Origin of the sequence: Bradyrhizobium sp. SZCCHNS3016 (assembly GCF_032484535.1) — a bacterium.
Lineage (GTDB): Bacteria > Pseudomonadota > Alphaproteobacteria > Rhizobiales > Xanthobacteraceae > Bradyrhizobium.
Genome location: NZ_JAUETE010000004.1, coordinates 93,779 through 110,121, shown reverse-complemented (window position 1 = coordinate 110,121; position 16,343 = coordinate 93,779). Strand labels below are relative to the sequence as shown.

Genomic DNA, 16,343 nt, shown 5'->3' with positions numbered 1-16,343 from the left:
GCCTCAGCTCTTGCGCTCGGCGACGAAGTGGGCGGCGGCGCGCAGCACGTCGCCCTTGGCGCCGAAGATCGACAGCGCGGCATCGCCGCGGGCGAGGAGGTCGCGGACGCGCTGCCTGGCGCCCTCGACGCCGAGCTGGGTGACGAAAGTGGTCTTGCCGAGCTCGGCGTCGGCGCCGGCGGGCTTGCCGAGCGTCGCGGCATCGCCCTCGACGTCGAGCAGGTCGTCGGCAATCTGGAAGGCTTCGCCGAGCGCGCGGCCGTAGTCGTCGAGCGCCTGGTACTCGGCTGCCGACGCCTGGCCGAGCAGGGCGCCGGCGATGCAGCCGAAGCGGAGCAGGGCGCCGGTCTTCATCTGTTGCACGCGGGCGACGTCGACCGGGTCGCGGTCGCCGAACCGGCCCTCGCCGGCAAGGTCGAGGATCTGGCCGCCGGCCATGCCGCCGACCCCGGCGCAGCGGGCCAGCGCCCGGGTCAGCGCCAGCCGGACGCCGGCGTCGGCATGGATCTCGTCGCGGGTGATGATGTCGAAGGCGATGGTCAGCAGCGCGTCGCCGGCCAGGATCGCGGTGGCGTCGTCATAGGCCTTGTGCAGGGTCGGACGTCCCCGGCGCAGGTCGGAATTGTCCATCGCCGGCAGATCGTCATGGATCAGGGAATAGCAGTGGATGCATTCGAGCGCCGCGCCCGCCATCAACGCGCCGCGCCGGGGCACGCCGAACACGGCGGCGCTCTCGACCACCAGGAACGGGCGCAGCCGCTTGCCGCCGTTGAGGCTCGAATAGCGCATCGACTCGATCAGCCGCTTCGGCCTGATGATCTCGTCCGCCAGCGGCGCGTCGCCGAGGAGCTCGCCGAGCAGGGCTTCGGTCTCTTCCGCGGTCTTGTCCAGGCGTTGGGTGAAGTCGGTGAGGGCCGTCGCAGTCATTTAACAAGAGCTCCAGGGGCAAATTTCGCCGGACAATCGTTGATGGCGGCGACTTCGTCAATTGCCGGGGCGGTGGCGGCTTTCGGCCGCAACGGCGGAAAAAAGCAGGAAACCTCATGGAGATGTCGGATAATCCCGGCCAATTGTCCGCCGCCGCGGCGGTCCAACCCGAGCGACGCCTGCCCTTGCGTACCGTCAGAACCATCCTCCTGATCGTCGTGCTGGTGCTGCTCGTGCCCTACGCGCTGACGCCGTTCTATGCCGTGGGTCACCCCGTCTCGACCCTGATGCTGTGGCGGTCGGTGACGGGGCAGCCGGTAACGCGGCACTGGATCGACCTCCCGGCGATGTCGCCGTATTTGCCCCGCTCGGTGGTGGCCGCGGAGGATGCCAAATTCTGCGGCCATCACGGCATCGACTGGGGGGCGCTGCGGGAGGTCATGGACGACGCCGAGGATGGCGAGGTCAGCCGCGGCGGCTCGACCATCACCCAGCAGGTTGCCAAGAACCTGTTCCTCTGGCAGGGCCGCAGCTATGTCCGCAAGGCGCTGGAACTGCCGCTGGCGCTATGGATCGATCTCGTGCTCAGCAAGCGGCGCATTCTCGAGATCTATCTCAACATCGCCGAGCTTGGCCCATCCGGCCAGTTCGGCGTCGAGGCGGGCGCAAATTACGCCTTCAATCGCTCCGCCGCGGGGCTCGGCCCGCGCGAGGCGGCCCTGATGGCCTCGATTCTGCCGAACCCCGTCCGGCGCAGTGCCCGGGCTCCAGGGCCGGGCGTGCGGCGGCTGTCGGCGACCTACATGGTGCGGGCCCAGGCCTCCAGCCTGCAGACCTGCTGGGGGGAGCGGCGTTGAGACCTGAGCGGGCGCAATTTTGGCCAAAAATGCCTCGGAGAGCCCTAGCCATGCCGCACCCCTTCCTCTATAAGCGCGGCCTTGATCGGCATCCGGGCTCGCCAGCTTCATGGCTGCAGCCGTCCCTTTGCGGACGATGCCTTCCGAAATACCCCTAGAGGATACCGATATGGCCGTCCCCAGAAGAAAAACTTCGCCGTCGCGCCGCGGCATGCGCCGCTCGGCTGACGCCATCAAGAAGCCGACCTATGTCGAGGACAAGGATTCCGGCGAGCTGCGTCGTCCGCACCACCTGGACCTGAAGACCGGCATGTACAAGGGCCGCCAGGTTCTGAAGAAGAAAGACGCCTGATTGTCCGCGCGGGCCGCTTTCCAAGCTGCCCGAATTCGGCCATCGATGGGGTTGAAAGCGGTCCCGTGCGACGTGATTCGCCGGGACCGTTGCGTATCTGTGCCGCGTGATCCCGTCTCGCTGTCATCATCTTCGCACCGATTGATTTTGCGCCGGGTCGCCGCCCGCGCCATCCAAGGCTTCAACCGATGTCCATGGTCGGTTTCCCGCTGCTGCTGATCCCGCTGGCGATCTACAACATGATCGTCTTCCTGATGCCGGGGGTCGCCTTCAGCGAGACGCTGCTGCGCCTTCAGCTTCCGTCCGGCGAGGTCTGGACGATCTCGCTCGGCGACATGCTGCTGGCCCTGGGCGTGCTGCTGCTGTTGCTCGAAATCATCAAGGCGGCGAAGCCGAACGGAAAATATCTGACCGATCATCTGCTGTCGCTGCTGGTCTTCGGCGGCGCCGCGGCGGAATTCGTGATGTGGCAGAAGTTCGGGAATTCGACCTTTCTGCTGCTGACCCTGCTGGCGATGGTCGATTTCTTCGGCGGCATCTCGCTGCGCACCAAGCGCGCCGCCCGCGCCGTCGTAGCAGCGCCTGCTCCCGCGCCGGTTCCTGCCGACGTGCCCGTCTCTGATCCCGAGCCCGAGCTGATCGAAGAACCGGCCAAAGAACCGGCCAGGGCGGAGCTTCAGCAGGCGGATGCCGCTGCCCCTCCCGCACCCGGCGAGGAGTCCACCGATGCCGTGCCGGCAGCGGCCTCGGTCGCCGAATCGGTGCTGCTCGATCGCTCGGTGCCCCGGCCGGCTGCTGCGGAGCCGAAAGGCGCTGCCCCGGAGTTGCAGGCTGAGGTGATCGGCCCGGGGGGGCCGCAAGAGCCGCCAAAAACCGACACGCCAAAGGCCTGACGCGCAGGCGAGCCGCGCTCAGATCACCTGCCGGGTCCGGCCGACGGCCCGCGTCACCGGCTGAAGCCTCGCCGCATAGGCGTTGTGCACGTCTGCCGGCGCGGCACGCCTCAGCGTGCGGGTCTGTGGCAGCTGCTCGGCGGTCGCGATCAGATGGGTGACGAAGCTGGCGTCGGGGCGGGAGGCGCGGACCATGCGCGCGCGATGCTCGTCGCTGGTGCCGGCCGGCAGCAGCACGACCGAGCGCGACGTCTCCTCCGTTCGGTCCAGGCGGCCCTCGTCCTGATCAATCGTTAACATTGCCCAACCATTACCGGCGCGCGTGTCACGTTATGGGACGCCGGAGCCTTTCGCCATTCCAATTCGCAAAGCCAATGCCGTTCCAAGCGCGTCGGGCGCTGTGCGTTCCAAAGATGGTTGACGCGTCTCGGACACGCGCTCGTCGCCTCGGCATGCTCTCCGTTAACCAGAGATGCGTAGTCTGATTCGCGAAGTCGGCCGCCGCCGCTCGCGCAGATATGCGTCGGCCGTTCCCAAATCAGCGCCGGTCTTGCCGGCCTGTGCCGAAACGAGGCGATCTTGACATCCGAATTGCCACAGACCGCGATGATCCTGGCGTCCCTGGGCCAAGCTGCCTTCGTCTGGGATCTGACGAGCGACGTGATCGTCTGGAGCGATCACGTCGGGGCGGTGTTTGCCGACGTTCCGCTGCCGCAACTCTGCAACGGCGCCGAATTCAGCAAGCTGATCGAGCCGGACCGCAGCATCCGCTCCGAGATCATGCACCAGGCGGCGCCGCTGCATGGTGCCGCCGGCACGCCGTACCGGATCGAATATGGCGTGCGCACCCACGCCGGTGCGCCGCTGATCTGGGTCGAGGAGACCGGCTGCTGGTTCGCCGGCCCCGATGGGCGGCCATCGCGTGCCCAGGGCATCGTGCGGATCAACAACGAGCGCCACGCCCGCGAGGAGCAACTGCTCAAGCTGTCACGCCACGATCCGCTGACCGGCGAGCTGAACCGGACGCATCTGATGGCGACGCTTGCCGAGGTGATCGAGGAGTCGCACCGCTTCCGCTTCTCCTGCGCCTTCATGCTGGTCGGCATCGATCATCTCGCGCGCATCAACGACGCCTTCGGCTTCGACGTCGCCGACGGCGTCGTGCTGGAGATCGCCCAGCGCATCCGGGGCCGGCTCCGCGGTGGCGACACGCTCGGGCGGTTCTCGGGCAACAAGTTCGGGTTGATCCTGAAGAACTGTACGATGGACGATATGAACACCGCCGCCGAACGCTTCCTCGCGACGGTGCGCGACGAGGTGGTGCCGACCAAGTCTGGTCCGGTCGCCGTCACCGCGACGATCGGCGCAGTCAGCGTTCCCCGTCACGCCCGCTCGGTCGAGGAGGCGGTCAACCGCGCCCATGAGACGCTCGACGCCGCCAAGCGCCGCCGCATCGGATCGTTCTCGACCTGGCGGCCGAACGTGGAGTGCGACGCGCAGCGCAAGGTCAACATCCGCGTCACCGACGAGATCGTGACCGCGCTCAATGAGCGGCGCATCGTCACGGCGTTCGAGCCGGTGGTGAATGCCAACACGCTTGCGCCCGCCTTCTATGAATGCCTGGTGCGGATGCGCCAGGATGACGGTCGGGCCCTCCTGGCGCCGGACGTGGTGCCGGTCGCCGAACGTCTCGGCCTGATCCGCTTGGTCGATCACCGCATTCTGGAGCTGGTGGTGACGGAGCTTGCGAGCACGCCCGACGTCACCCTGAGCCTCAACATCTCGCCTGAGACCACCATGGATCCGGACTGGTGGGCCTCGATCGAGTCCATGATGCGCGCCCATCCGGGGGTCGCCGAACGGCTGATCGTCGAGATCACCGAGACGGTCGAGATCCAGGACGTCGACGATCTCCGCGGCTTCGTGACGCGGCTGAAAGATCTCGGCAGCCGAATTGCCATCGATGATTTCGGCGCCGGACACACCTCGTTCCGCAATCTGCGCAAGCTCGGCGTCGACATCGTCAAGATCGACGGCGCCTTCGTGCAGAACCTCGTTCGCTCGGCCGATGATCGCGCCTTCGTGCAGACGCTGGTCGAGCTGGCGCGGCGGCTGCAGATCAAGACGGTGGCGGAATGGGTGCAGGACGAGGCATCGGTCGCGCTGCTGCGCGATTGGGGCTGCGACTACATCCAGGGCCGCGTGATCGGCCTCGCCTCGGTCGATCGGCCGTGGATCGGTAACGGCACGGTCGAGTTGCCGGCGGCGAGCTGATCGGCCGCCGGCCTTCGGCGTCAGCCTTGCTGCTCGTCCTTCTTCGGCTCGGACATGCGGTCGAGCCGGTCCTGCATTTCCTTCATCTGACGACGCAGCTCGTCGATGTTGTCGTCGGCGGCCGGGGTCGGCTCGGCCGCCTTTTCCTCCCCGCGGGCCGGCGGTGCGAACGGCTTGAACATCGAGAAGGTCTGCTGGAACAGCTCCATGTTGCGGCGCACATGCTCTTCGAGCGGCGCGAACGGCGTCCCGCTGAAAGTGTCGGCCATCTGCTTGCGAAACTTCTCCTGCTCGCGGGTCAGCGTATCGATTGACTGCTCGAGGTATTTCGGAACCACCATCTGCATGCTGTCGCCATAGAAGCGGATCAGCTGGCGCAGGAACGTGGTCGGCAGCAGGTTCTGGCCCGCCTTGTTCTCCTGCTCGAAGATGATCTGGGCGAGCACGGAGCGGGTGATGTCGTCGCCTGTCTTGGCGTCGTAGACTAGGAAATCCTCGCCGTTCTTAACCATGGAGGCCAGATCTTCGAGGGTCACGTAGGTACTCGTCCCGGTATTGTAGAGCCGCCGGTTCGCGTATTTCTTGATTGTGGTGGGTTGGTCAGATTTCGCCATGAGCTCACACATGCAAACCGAGAACAGGGAAACCCGGCGGCGTCGCCGCAGGGCGAAGAGCTACGCAATGCAATAACGTAATCACTTTCGGGCGAGTTCGGCTACGGTTTTGTGCGGAACGGTTAATCCCGCAGCAGAAATCTTGCTCACGAAACCGCCAAGCATCCCATTTTGAATGCGCCGCAACAGGAATTGCTGATGCCGCCAATTGACATGTCGCAACGACGTTAACAGGATGAAGCCCGAAGGTTGCGCACTCGCCAATCCGGGGCTTGCGGACGGCCGGCACGACCGTGAACTGAAAAGATCATTTTCATTTCAAATACCCTCAAGCTCTCAAGCCCTCGCTTTCACGTCCAAGATCAAGAACCCCAGGAGATGCCCATGTCAGACGATGTCGTCATCGTCAGTGCCGCCCGTACCCCGGTTGGAAGCTTCAACGGTGCCTTTGCCAGCGTTCCGGCCCATGAGCTGGGCGCTGTCGCCATCAAGGCCGCACTGGAACGCGCCGGCATCGAGCCGGGCCGCGTGTCCGAAGTCATTCTGGGGCAGATCCTGACCGCAGCTCAGGGCCAGAACCCGGCCCGTCAGGCCTCGATCGCCGCCGGCATTCCGGTGGAAAGCCCGGCCTGGGGCATCAACCAGCTGTGCGGCTCGGGCCTGCGCTCCGTCGCGCTGGGCTACCAGGCGCTCGTCAATGGCGACTCCGACATCGTCGTCGCCGGCGGCCAGGAGTCGATGAGCATGGCGGCGCATGCGCAATACCTGCGCGCCGGCGTGAAGATGGGCTCGCTCGATCTGGTCGACACGATGATCAAGGACGGTCTGTGGGATGCCTTCAACGGCTATCACATGGGCAACACCGCCGAGAACGTTGCGAAGCAATATCAGATCACCCGCGCGCAGCAGGACGAGTTCGCCGTTGCATCGCAGAACAAGGCCGAGGCCGCTCAGAAGGCCGGCAGGTTCAAGGACGAGATCGCGCCCGTGACGGTCAAGAGCCGCAAGGGCGACATTGTGGTCGACACCGACGAATACCCGCGTCATGGCGCGACGGTCGAGGCCATGGCCAAGCTGCGTGCGGCCTTCGAGAAGGACGGCACGGTCACCGCCGGCAACGCGTCGGGCATCAATGACGGCGCAGCGGCCGTGGTGCTGATGACCGCCAAGCAGGCCGCCAAGGAAGGCAAGACCCCGCTCGCCCGGATCGTGTCCTGGGGACAGGCCGGCGTCGACCCGAAGATCATGGGCACCGGTCCGATCCCGGCGTCGCGCACGGCGCTGAAGAAGGCCGGCTGGAATATCGCCGACCTCGACCTGATCGAAGCCAACGAGGCGTTTGCCGCGCAGGCCTGTGCCGTGAACAAGGACCTCGGCTGGGATCCGGCCAAGGTCAACGTCAACGGCGGTGCGATCGCGATCGGCCATCCAATCGGTGCATCCGGCGCGCGCGTGCTCGTGACCCTGCTGCATGAGATGCAGAAGCGCGACGCCAAGAAGGGCCTCGCGACGCTGTGCATCGGCGGCGGTATGGGCATCGCGCTGTGCGTCGCACGCGACTAAAAAGCCGGCACTGACTGCGAACCGTTCAGTCTTCGCAATCGCGTCCAGCTCAACTAAAGATCAACGCCCGGCGATCTCGCCGGGCGTTTTGTTCTTGATGTCCGTCAAACACGTCGCATAATCGACCACTAAAAAAATGGAGTTGAGCGAGCATCGATGGTCATGCGGCAAGTTGATCGTCGCACGACGTTTCATGATCCAATAACAACGGTATGCACGGTGGCAGCCAGAGGTTGTCCTGTGCGATCAGTCATCGAGGGAAGGATTCGACATGGCACGTGTGGCGTTGGTGACCGGGGGGACGCGCGGTATCGGAGCGGCGATCAGCAAGGCGCTGAAGGCGGCGGGATACAAGGTCGCGGCGAATTACGGCGGCAACGATGCCGCTGCGGAGAAGTTCAAGAGCGAGACGGAGATCCCCGTCTACAAATGGGACGTCAGCTCGTTCGAGGCCTGCGGCGAAGGCATCAAGAAGGTCGAAGCCGATCTCGGTCCCATCGACGTGCTGATCAACAATGCCGGCATCACCCGTGACACGGCCTTCCACAAGATGACGCTCGAGCAGTGGAGCGCCGTCATCAACACCAATCTCGGCTCGCTGTTCAACATGACCCGCCCGGTCATCGAGGGCATGCGCGCGCGCAAGTTCGGCCGCATCGTCAACATCTCCTCGATCAACGGCCAGAAGGGCCAGTTCGGGCAGGTCAACTACTCCGCGGCGAAGGCCGGCGACATCGGCTTCACCAAGGCGCTCGCGCTGGAGACGGCCAAGGCCGGCATCACCGTCAACGTGATCTGCCCAGGCTACATCAACACCGAAATGGTGCAGGCGGTGCCGAAGGACGTGCTCGAGAAAGCCATCCTGCCGCTGATTCCGGTGGGGCGCCTCGGCGAGCCCGAGGAGATCGCGCGCGCCGTGGTGTTCCTCGCCGCTGATGAGGCCGGAGCCATCACCGGCTCGACGCTGTCGGTCAATGGCGGCCAGTACATGGTGTGATCCGCGCCGGCGGCGTTGCCTCCGGCCACCATCTGCGGTTAAGGAAAACCTGATGCCCGCGCTCGCCGCGGGCATTCACGTCTTGGACGCTCCCCGCACGGACGCAGGCGTGGGTGGCCGGCATGAGCCGGCCGTGACGGAGCCTGCCGCCTGATGTCCCAGCGCACTGCGACCCTGATCGGTCTGACCGCGATCCTGATGTGGTCGCTGCTCGCCTTGTTGACGGTGGCGACGGGTACGATCCCCGCCTTCCAGCTTGCGGCAATGACCTTTGCTGTCGGCGGCGCGGTCGGCCTGCTCAGTGTGTTGCGTCGACCGGATGGGCTGCAGGTGTTGCGGCAGCCGGCGAGGGCGTGGGCCGTGGGCGTCGGCGGCCTGTTCGGCTATCACGCGCTGTATTTCCTGGCGCTGCGCTTCGCGCCGCCGGCGGAAGCCGGGCTGCTGAACTATCTCTGGCCGCTGCTGATCGTGATGTTCTCGGCCTTCCTGCCTGGCGAGCGCCTGGCGGTCCATCACGTCATCGGCGCCGCGATCGGTCTCGTCGGAACGGCGCTGCTGTTGCTCGGCAACGGTGCGAGCTTCGCTGCGAGCCAGTTGCCGGGGCTTGCGGCCGCCTTCGTCGCGGCGTTCGTGTGGGCGATCTATTCGGTGCTCTCGCGTCGTCTGAAGGCGGTGCCGACCGATGCGGTCGCGGGCTTCTGCCTGGCGACGTCCGCGCTGGCGGCCCTGGTCCACGTTGCGGTCGAGCGAACGGTCTGGCCCGACAGCCCGACGCAGTGGCTCGCTGTTGCCGGTCTCGGCATCGGCCCGGTGGGTGCTGCGTTCTACGCCTGGGACATCGGCATGAAGCGGGGCGACATTCGGGTGCTCGGTGCGGCGTCCTATGCGACGCCGCTGCTGTCGACGGCGTTCCTGATCGTTGCCGGCTACGCGCGGCTGAGCGCGACCATCGCCGTGGCGGCGCTGCTGATCGCCGGCGGCGGTCTGGTCGCGGCCAAGGACATGTTCCTTCTGCGCAAGCGCTGACCGCGTCAGGTTGAGCGAAAGTCAGGCGGTGCCCGCTCGCATGCGGACTTCGGTACGGCGGCCCGAATCCGCCGGTTATCCTTGATGCGCACTTAACCGTGCGCAAAACCAGCGCGCCGGCCGGTAGCTCACAACCGCCGATTACGGTTTGGCGCGGTCTGCACCTAACCCGCCCTTTACCCGTCCCGCGCGATAATTCGCGGGAAATGGTGCTGACAACGGGGCGGCGATGCCGGACGTGAGACGTTACATGGCCCGCGCGGGGGAGTTGTTTCGCGTCCCCGCCGACAATCCCGAGCTGACGCGCGCGCAGTTCCAGGCGTTCTCGAAGCAGGTGCCGCTGCTCTATTTCATTCTCATCACCAACAGCCTGGCGCTCGCCTACACCTTCCTGCCGCTGGCGCCGACGTGGCTCACGATTTCGGTGCCGGCCCTGCTATCGACGATTACCGGCGCGCGGATGCTGTGGTGGCTGCGGCAGGGCGAGGCCGCCAGCAGCGACGCCGAGGTGCTGCGCAACCTGCGCGTCACCAACCGGATCGCCGGCCCGATCGGGGCGCTGTTCGTCGTCTGGTCATTCGCGTTGTTTCCCTATGGCGATCCGTTCGCCAAGGGGCAGGTCGCGTTCTACATGGCAGTCACGGTCATCGGCATCATCTTCTGCCTGATGCATTTGCGCTCCGCGGCGCTGATCGTGACCCTCGTGGTCATCGTCCCCTACGTCATCTTCTTCATGTCCACCGGCGTTCACGCGCTGCGTGCGATCGCGGTCAATCAGTTGCTCGTGTCCGGCGCCATGGTCACGGTGCTGTTCATCTACTATCGGGATTTCGCCGCGCTCGTCGCCAGCCGCAAATCGCTGCTCGCGGAGCAGGCCGCGACGCAAGCGCTGTCGGATGAAAACTTCCGCCTCGCCAATCTGGACGCGCTGACCGATCTGCCCAATCGCCGCCGCTTCTTCTCGGAGCTCACGCAGGCATTCGCCGAGGCCGAGCGGGACGGCACGCGGCTCGCCGTCGGCATCATCGATCTCGATGGCTTCAAGCCGATCAACGACACCTATGGACATACGGTCGGCGACCGCGTGCTGATGGAGGCCGCGCGCCGCGTCCGCGACGCCTGTGCCGGCCATGGCGGCCAGGTCCATCTCGCCCGGCTCGGCGGCGACGAGTTCGGACTGGTGGTCGCCGGCAACCCCACGGACGACGATCTGCTCAACCTCGGACGGCAGATCACCGAGCTGATCAAGCTGCCCTATCAGTTCGACACGACGCATACCGGCCTGTCGTGCTCGACCGGCTTTGCGCTATATCCGCGCTCGGCCATGGCCGCGGATGCGCTGTACGAATGCGCCGACTATGCGCTCTACCACGCCAAGCGCCGCGCCCGCGGCCAGGCCATCATCTTCTCGACCGAGCTCGAGGCGGAGATCCGCAGCCGGAGCGTGATCGAGCACCTGTTGCGCACGGCCGATTTCGAAGCCGAGATGGATCTGGCGTTTCAGCCGATCATGGACGCGACGAATTCGCGCACCACCGGATTCGAGGTGCTGGCGCGTTGGCACAGCCCCAAGCTGGGCACGGTGTCGCCCGCAAGCTTCATCCCGGCGGCCGAGCGGATCGGCGTCATCCGCAGCCTGACGCGCTGTCTGCTGGTCAAGGCGCTCGCCGCGGCGCGGACCTGGCCGGACGACATTCGCGTGTCGTTCAATCTCTCCGCGCACGACATCTGTTCGCCGGACGGTGTTCTTCCGCTGCTGGCGGTGATTCATGCCAGCGGCGTTCCGCCGCGCCGAATTGAGTTCGAGATCACGGAGACCGCCGTCACCTTTGATTTCGCCCGCGCCGAGCAGTCGATCGCGGCGCTGAAGGCTATCGGCTGCGGCATCTCGCTGGACGATTTCGGCACCGGCTACTCGTCGCTCAGCCACGTTCACCGGCTGCCGCTCGACAAGCTCAAGGTCGACCGCAGTTTCGTGAGCGACGTCAATGCCAACCCAATCAGCCACAAGATCATCAAGTCGCTGACCGGCCTCTGCGCCGACATGGAAATCTCGTGTGTGGTCGAAGGTGTCGAGACCAAGGAGCAGCTCGACAGCCTCCGGCGTTTGGGCGCGGACTACATCCAAGGCTACTACTTCGCGAAGCCGATGCCGGCCGACGCGATTTCCGGCTTCCTCGCCCAGGAGCGCCAGCGCTTTGCCGAGCCCGCCGCGAAGGTCGCGGGCGCGAGCGCCTGACTCAGACCTCCGGCTCCCAGCCGGGTGGCGCGAGTTCGAATCCTTCGAACATGAAGCCCGGCGCCACCGTGCAGCCGACCAGCGTCCAATCGCCGGTGCTCTCGGCGGCTTGCCAGGCATGGGCAGGGACGATCGCCTGCGGTTGCTGGCCGGCTGCGAGGTCGATCCCCAGCGTCGTCGTTTGCGGCGCCTGGCCTTCGGCGGCGATCCGCAAGGTCAGCGCTGCCCCGGCATAGAAGTGCCAGGTCTCGACCGCGTCGACCCGGTGCCAATGCGAACGCTCGCCGCGGGCGAGCAGGAAATAGATCAAGGTCGATGCGGCGCGGCCGGAGGCGTCCACGGCCGGATCGCGAAACGTCTCGCGAAAATGTCCGCCCTCCGGATGCGGCTGCAGACCAAGGCGCGCGATGATGTCGGCAGCCGAGAGCGTGGTCATCGTCGTCCTTAGCCTTACGACTTGTTCTTGCGCTCACGCAGTTCGCCGAACACCTGCTCGGCGCTGGCGCCCTTCATGCGCAGCCGCAACGCGACGGCCGGATCGTCGGCGCGCAGGAACACGTTGGCGGTCTTCTCGTCGCCGAGAAGCGACGGAATGGTCGGCCGGTTGGCGGCACGCAGCCGCGTGACTTCCTCGGCGCGAGCCTTCAGCGCCTCGTTGTCTCCGTCGACGGTGAGCGCGAATTTGACGTTCGAGGCTGTGTATTCGTGACCGCAATAGAGCCGGAAGTCGTCCGGCAGCGCGCGCAGCTTGAGAAGCGAGTCCCACATCATCGGATAGGTGCCTTCGAACACGCGGCCGCAGCCGACCGAGAACAGCGTGTCGGCCGCAAACAACGCCTTGTCGGCGTCGAACACGTAGGAGACGTGGTCGAGCGTATGGCCGGGCGTTTCCAGCACGCGCGCGAGCAGCTCGCCGATCTTCACGACATCGCCATGGGCGACGCGCAGGTCGACGTTGGCGATCGCCGTCGTCTTGTCGTGCGGCGCGACCACCCGGCAGCCATATTTCTGCTTGAGCTCGGCGACGCCGCCGACGTGGTCGTGATGGTGATGCGTGATCAGGATGTCGGTGAGCGTCCAGCCTTCGGCGTCCAATTGCCGGACGATCGGTCCGGCTTCGGGGGCGTCGATCGAGGCAGTCGCGCCGGTCGCGGGGTCATGGATCAGATAGCCGAAATTGTCGGACAGGCAGGTGAAGACGCGGATGTCGGCGGCCATGATGTCTCCGTCGGCGGGACCGGGCGAGGCACGATGGTAGCGCTCGCGATGCCAGAAGGTCGTGGAAGCGGAGCCCGGGCGCAGCGCTGCGGGGCGGCCTCCGATGTCCCGGGCAGAGATATGGCGTTAACGCTGGAGGCGCAACGCAATATTCGGCGCGCGGCAGCGTGCGCCCGCATGATACATTGACGTCATGGACGTGATCGATCTGCGAAATTTCTATTCGGGTCGCCTCGGGATCGTCGCGCGGCTCTTGATCAACCGCGGCATCCGCGCGCGCTGGCCGAACGCGGCCGGGCAGCGGGTGCTCGGCATCGGCTATCCCACGCCCTATCTCGGCTTGTTCCGCGAGGATTCCGAACGCTGCATCGCCTTCATGCCGGCGGCGCAGGGGGTGCTGAAATGGCCGACGGCGCGGCCGACGCTGGCCTCGCTGGTGGACGAGTTCTCGCTGCCGCTGCCTGATGCGGCGGTCGACCGCATCCTGATCGTGCATGCGCTGGAGATGTCGGACGACCCGGCCGGGCTGCTGCGGGAGATATGGCGGGTGCTGGCGCCGGCGGGACGCATGATCATCGTGATCCCGAACCGGCGCGGCGTTTGGACGCGGACCGACAACACGCCATTCGGCCATGGCCGGCCCTATTCCCGCTCGCAGATCACGCAGTTGCTGCGGCAGACCTGGTTCACGCCGACCGGCTGGGGCGAGGCGCTGTTCATGCCCCCGGTCGGCGGCTGGTTCCTGAAATCGGCGATGGCCTGGGAGCGCGTCGGCGCGGCGCTGTCGCTGCCGTTTGCCGGTGTCCACATCGTCGAGGCGACCAAGCAGGTCTACCGGGTGATCCCGGCGCGCCGCGAGCGCATCCGGCTGATCCCACGACTCGAACCCGTGCTGGCGCCGTCACCGTCGGCCCCAGGATCCTGTGGCTCCGGCCGCCGCGAGGTCGGTCTGCCGTCGCGCGACGGATGACACCGGGTCGCTCCCTGCGTGCCTCTCAGCGCAAAGAAAAACGGGTGGGCTCAGGCCCACCCGTTTCGTCATGACGGAGCGAAATCGCTATTCGCCCGGATTGAGGTCCTCGCTCGGCGCCGGCGCAGCAGCGGCTGCTTCACCGCGCGGACCATGCGGACGCCGGCGGCGGCGCGGATAGCGCTCGGCAGCGCCCTCGAAGGCGGCCGGGGCATTGGCGATCTGCGGCTGCGGGCCGGTGATGAAGGACGGCAACCGATCGACCCCGCTGTCGGCGATGACGGGCTGGGGTTGCGGCTGGGGCTGGTACTGGACGGGCTGCGGACGCTCGCGGTGCTCGCGCGGCTCCCGCTCGCGATGCTCACGCGGTTCACGGTGCTCCCGCGGCTCGCGGTGTTCGCGCGGCTCGCGATGCTCACGCGCTTCGCGATGCTCGCGCGGCTGCTGCTCGCGCTGATAGGGCTGGTTGTCGCCGCGCTCGCGCTGGCCGCCTTCGCGATCGCGCATGAAGGGTTGGGGTTGAGGCTGCGGCTGGGCCGGAACGAAGCCGGGCTCCTGGCCGAAATGCGAGAAGCTCTCGCCTTCATCATCGAGGTCGTCGACGGTCAGGTCCTCGGTGTTGCGCGGCTGCTGCGGCTGGTTCTGGCGGAACTGCTCCTGCGCGGCGGCAATCAGGCGGAAATAGTGCTCGGCGTGCTGGTAGTAGTTCTCGGCGGCAACGGGATCACCCGAGGAGCGGGCGTCGCGGGCAAGCTGGACATATTTCTCGGCGACATGAGAGGCGGTACCGCGGATCTTGATGTCCGGTCCATTGGACTCGAACACCCTGGTCAGCGGATTCTGGCCGCGCCGGTTATTGTTGTTGTTACCGCCGCTGTTCCGGTTGCGCATCCGCTTGTTGTTCTGACCGTTTCTCATGTCCTGCCTTTATTCCAACCCTGCGTTAGGAGCACCGATTGCTGAGCACTGATAGTGAGCACTGATTGTTATCGGAATACCGAAAGCGTATTGAAATACCTTCGCCGGGCTCGGACGCCTCGTGCGCGGTCCAAATGGCCCATCCGACCCATGCCGGTTCCGACATGCCGGTTCGACCCATGCCGATGTGATCGACAGCCGATTCTCTCGACAAAAGCGCGTTCAAAACGCGTTCCCCACCCGCCAGCCCCCTGGGACCGGCGAACCACGTCATTCAGCCAGCCAGGGCGAGATGCGCCACGACCGACCCAGTTTGCTTAGCGTAAGACCTCAAGTGCAAAGTCAGGCTTTCGTTCGCTTTGCAGTCGCGGGCTGCGCAGCCATCCGGCTCTCGCGCTCAGCAGATCTGCGTTCTGGAACCTATCGCCCGGCGCGGCTCTCTGGCATCTGACTGCTGCGGTGTTCCGTGAATACCGCTCGTCGTGGCCTGCACCGGTGCTATGGGTGGAACGTAGTCGCTCCCGGGGGATATTCCAAGAGCTTTTTCTCTATCCCCCGACCTTTACCGGAGCTTTTTTAAGCCCATGACGGTTCGGGGAATACCGGCCAGATCGGCCCGGATCGTCGAGGAATCGGCCGTCAGGCCAGCCCTCACCATCAATGCAGCGACGTCGTCACTCTGGCCAAGCCCGACCTCCACGATGACAGCGCCGCCGGGCTGAAGCAGGGCCGCTGCCTGCGGGATCAGCGCGCGGTAGGCGTCGAGCCCGTCCTTGCCCCCGTCCAGTGCGCGTAGCGGATCATGAGTGCGCACCTCGGCGTCGAGCGCGCCGATCTCGGACGACGGGATGTAGGGCGGGTTCGACACGATCAGGTCGAAACCCACAGCCAGCGCTGCGGCGTAGGAGCAGGCGACGAAGCCGGCGCGGTCGGCCAATCCGAGCGCGCGCGCATTGTCCCGCGCGGTCGTCAGCGCGGCCAAGCTGATGTCGGTGCCCAGTCCAAAGGCCCGCGGCAGCTCGGACAGCAGCGCCAGCAGGATCGCGCCGGAGCCCGTGCCGAGATCGGCGATGCGCAAGCGACGCTTCAGGTCGCCGCCGGCCGCGAGATGTTCCAGTGCCAGCTCGACCACGGTCTCGGTGTCCGGCCGCGGCACCAGCGTATCGGCCGACAATCGCAGGTCCAGGCCCCAGAACTCTTTGGTGCCGAGGATGCGGGCGACCGGTTCGCCGGCCAGCCGGCGCTGCATCAGCGTTTCCAGGCGCTGCGCGTCGTCATGGGAGAGCTGTCGTCTCCCGTGCATCACGAGCCCGGTGAGGTCGAGCTGCAGCGCATGGCCGACCAGCAGCCGCGCATCGAGCTCGGGCGAGTCGAGGCCCGCATCTGCAAAGCGCGCGGCCAGGGCACGGCGGGCGGCATCGATCGTCACGCCGGCGATGAGGCCGGTCATCGCGCAAGCTCCCTCCACGCGTCATCCCCGCGAACGCGGGGATCC

16 protein-coding genes are annotated in these 16,343 nt (G+C 66.2%); 9 read left to right on the top strand and 7 right to left on the bottom strand.

Annotated elements, in window-relative coordinates; genetic code table 11:
- Positions 1-3: 3 nt before the first annotated feature.
- Complete coding sequence (locus QW881_RS10415) at positions 4-927, bottom strand: farnesyl diphosphate synthase (protein ID WP_315756873.1); 924 nt, start codon at positions 925-927, stop codon at positions 4-6.
- Positions 928-1,112: 185 nt separating this feature from the next.
- Between QW881_RS10415 and QW881_RS10410 the strand changes: the two genes are divergently transcribed.
- From QW881_RS10410 to QW881_RS10400, 3 genes are all read left to right on the top strand, one after another.
- Positions 1,113-1,784 (top strand): transglycosylase domain-containing protein, encoded by a 672-nt coding sequence (locus QW881_RS10410; RefSeq protein WP_315756946.1) that lies wholly within the window; start codon positions 1,113-1,115, stop codon positions 1,782-1,784.
- Positions 1,785-1,953: 169 nt separating this feature from the next.
- Positions 1,954-2,136 carry a 50S ribosomal protein L32 gene (gene rpmF, locus QW881_RS10405; protein WP_006610266.1) on the top strand — a complete coding sequence of 61 codons (183 nt, stop codon included), beginning with the start codon at positions 1,954-1,956 and terminating at the stop codon, positions 2,134-2,136.
- 188 nt (positions 2,137-2,324) lie between these two features.
- Positions 2,325-3,029, top strand: a complete 705-nt coding sequence (locus tag QW881_RS10400; RefSeq protein ID WP_315756874.1) for a hypothetical protein — start codon at positions 2,325-2,327, stop codon at positions 3,027-3,029.
- 18 nt (positions 3,030-3,047) lie between these two features.
- Here the strand turns inward: QW881_RS10400 and QW881_RS10395 are convergent, their stop codons facing one another.
- On the bottom strand, positions 3,048-3,329 hold the full coding sequence (locus QW881_RS10395; RefSeq protein WP_315756875.1) for a hypothetical protein: 282 nt from the start codon (positions 3,327-3,329) through the stop codon (positions 3,048-3,050).
- A gap of 306 nt (positions 3,330-3,635) precedes the next feature.
- On the opposite strand from QW881_RS10395, the gene QW881_RS10390 reads away from it, so the two are divergent.
- On the top strand, positions 3,636-5,303 hold the full coding sequence (locus QW881_RS10390; RefSeq protein ID WP_316159100.1) for a bifunctional diguanylate cyclase/phosphodiesterase: 1,668 nt from the start codon (positions 3,636-3,638) through the stop codon (positions 5,301-5,303).
- Between the two features lie 20 nt (positions 5,304-5,323).
- Here QW881_RS10390 and phaR read toward each other — a convergent pair whose 3' ends face one another.
- Complete coding sequence (gene phaR / locus QW881_RS10385) at positions 5,324-5,917, bottom strand: polyhydroxyalkanoate synthesis repressor PhaR (protein ID WP_315756876.1); 594 nt, start codon at positions 5,915-5,917, stop codon at positions 5,324-5,326.
- A gap of 384 nt (positions 5,918-6,301) precedes the next feature.
- Between phaR and QW881_RS10380 the strand changes: the two genes are divergently transcribed.
- The 4 genes from QW881_RS10380 to QW881_RS10365 all read left to right on the top strand — a co-directional run bounded on the left by QW881_RS10380 (position 6,302) and on the right by QW881_RS10365 (position 11,742).
- The gene (locus tag QW881_RS10380) at positions 6,302-7,480 is read left to right on the top strand and encodes an acetyl-CoA C-acetyltransferase (protein ID WP_315756877.1); all 1,179 of its coding nucleotides are present in this window, start codon (positions 6,302-6,304) and stop codon (positions 7,478-7,480) included.
- A 271-nt stretch (positions 7,481-7,751) separates the two neighbouring features.
- Entirely contained in the window at positions 7,752-8,477 is a 726-nt protein-coding gene (locus QW881_RS10375; protein WP_315756878.1) for a beta-ketoacyl-ACP reductase, read from the top strand.
- A gap of 153 nt (positions 8,478-8,630) precedes the next feature.
- Positions 8,631-9,503, top strand: coding sequence for a DMT family transporter (locus QW881_RS10370; protein ID WP_315756879.1), 873 nt, complete (start codon positions 8,631-8,633; stop codon positions 9,501-9,503).
- Positions 9,504-9,732: 229 nt separating this feature from the next.
- Positions 9,733-11,742 carry a putative bifunctional diguanylate cyclase/phosphodiesterase gene (locus tag QW881_RS10365; protein ID WP_315756880.1) on the top strand — a complete coding sequence of 670 codons (2,010 nt, stop codon included), beginning with the start codon at positions 9,733-9,735 and terminating at the stop codon, positions 11,740-11,742.
- Position 11,743: 1 nt separating this feature from the next.
- On the opposite strand, the gene QW881_RS10360 is transcribed toward QW881_RS10365, so the two are convergent.
- Both QW881_RS10360 and gloB read right to left on the bottom strand, forming a co-directional pair.
- Complete coding sequence (locus tag QW881_RS10360) at positions 11,744-12,178, bottom strand: cupin domain-containing protein (RefSeq protein WP_315756881.1); 435 nt, start codon at positions 12,176-12,178, stop codon at positions 11,744-11,746.
- Positions 12,179-12,192: 14 nt separating this feature from the next.
- A complete protein-coding gene (gloB, locus tag QW881_RS10355; RefSeq protein ID WP_315756882.1) occupies positions 12,193-12,960 on the bottom strand; it encodes a hydroxyacylglutathione hydrolase in 768 nt (255 codons plus the stop codon).
- A 193-nt stretch (positions 12,961-13,153) separates the two neighbouring features.
- On the opposite strand from gloB, the gene QW881_RS10350 reads away from it, so the two are divergent.
- Positions 13,154-13,930 carry a class I SAM-dependent methyltransferase gene (locus tag QW881_RS10350; RefSeq protein WP_316159091.1) on the top strand — a complete coding sequence of 259 codons (777 nt, stop codon included), beginning with the start codon at positions 13,154-13,156 and terminating at the stop codon, positions 13,928-13,930.
- A gap of 87 nt (positions 13,931-14,017) precedes the next feature.
- On the opposite strand, the gene QW881_RS10345 is transcribed toward QW881_RS10350, so the two are convergent.
- The gene (locus tag QW881_RS10345) at positions 14,018-14,848 is read right to left on the bottom strand and encodes a DUF4167 domain-containing protein (protein WP_315756884.1); all 831 of its coding nucleotides are present in this window, start codon (positions 14,846-14,848) and stop codon (positions 14,018-14,020) included.
- Between the two features lie 562 nt (positions 14,849-15,410).
- Positions 15,411-16,298, bottom strand: coding sequence for a peptide chain release factor N(5)-glutamine methyltransferase (gene prmC / locus QW881_RS10340; protein ID WP_315756885.1), 888 nt, complete (start codon positions 16,296-16,298; stop codon positions 15,411-15,413).
- Between the last annotated feature and the right edge of the window lie 45 nt (positions 16,299-16,343).

What these genes read in the sequence shown, in the direction of transcription:
- QW881_RS10360 (WP_315756881.1), bottom strand. Translation starts at nt 12,178, where the DNA reads ATGACCACGCTCTCGGCTGCCGACATCATCGCGCGCCTTGGTCTGCAG.
- prmC (WP_315756885.1), bottom strand. Translation starts at nt 16,298, where the DNA reads ATGACCGGCCTCATCGCCGGCGTGACGATCGATGCCGCCCGCCGTGCC.
- QW881_RS10370 (WP_315756879.1), top strand. Translation starts at nt 8,631, where the DNA reads ATGTCCCAGCGCACTGCGACCCTGATCGGTCTGACCGCGATCCTGATG.
- phaR (WP_315756876.1), bottom strand. Translation starts at nt 5,917, where the DNA reads ATGGCGAAATCTGACCAACCCACCACAATCAAGAAATACGCGAACCGG.
- QW881_RS10345 (WP_315756884.1), bottom strand. Translation starts at nt 14,848, where the DNA reads ATGAGAAACGGTCAGAACAACAAGCGGATGCGCAACCGGAACAGCGGC.
- QW881_RS10375 (WP_315756878.1), top strand. Translation starts at nt 7,752, where the DNA reads ATGGCACGTGTGGCGTTGGTGACCGGGGGGACGCGCGGTATCGGAGCG.
- QW881_RS10390 (WP_316159100.1), top strand. Translation starts at nt 3,636, where the DNA reads ATGATCCTGGCGTCCCTGGGCCAAGCTGCCTTCGTCTGGGATCTGACG.
- QW881_RS10380 (WP_315756877.1), top strand. Translation starts at nt 6,302, where the DNA reads ATGTCAGACGATGTCGTCATCGTCAGTGCCGCCCGTACCCCGGTTGGA.
- QW881_RS10400 (WP_315756874.1), top strand. Translation starts at nt 2,325, where the DNA reads ATGTCCATGGTCGGTTTCCCGCTGCTGCTGATCCCGCTGGCGATCTAC.
- QW881_RS10365 (WP_315756880.1), top strand. Translation starts at nt 9,733, where the DNA reads ATGCCGGACGTGAGACGTTACATGGCCCGCGCGGGGGAGTTGTTTCGC.
- rpmF (WP_006610266.1), top strand. Translation starts at nt 1,954, where the DNA reads ATGGCCGTCCCCAGAAGAAAAACTTCGCCGTCGCGCCGCGGCATGCGC.
- QW881_RS10350 (WP_316159091.1), top strand. Translation starts at nt 13,154, where the DNA reads ATGGACGTGATCGATCTGCGAAATTTCTATTCGGGTCGCCTCGGGATC.
- gloB (WP_315756882.1), bottom strand. Translation starts at nt 12,960, where the DNA reads ATGGCCGCCGACATCCGCGTCTTCACCTGCCTGTCCGACAATTTCGGC.
- QW881_RS10415 (WP_315756873.1), bottom strand. Translation starts at nt 927, where the DNA reads ATGACTGCGACGGCCCTCACCGACTTCACCCAACGCCTGGACAAGACC.
- QW881_RS10395 (WP_315756875.1), bottom strand. Translation starts at nt 3,329, where the DNA reads ATGTTAACGATTGATCAGGACGAGGGCCGCCTGGACCGAACGGAGGAG.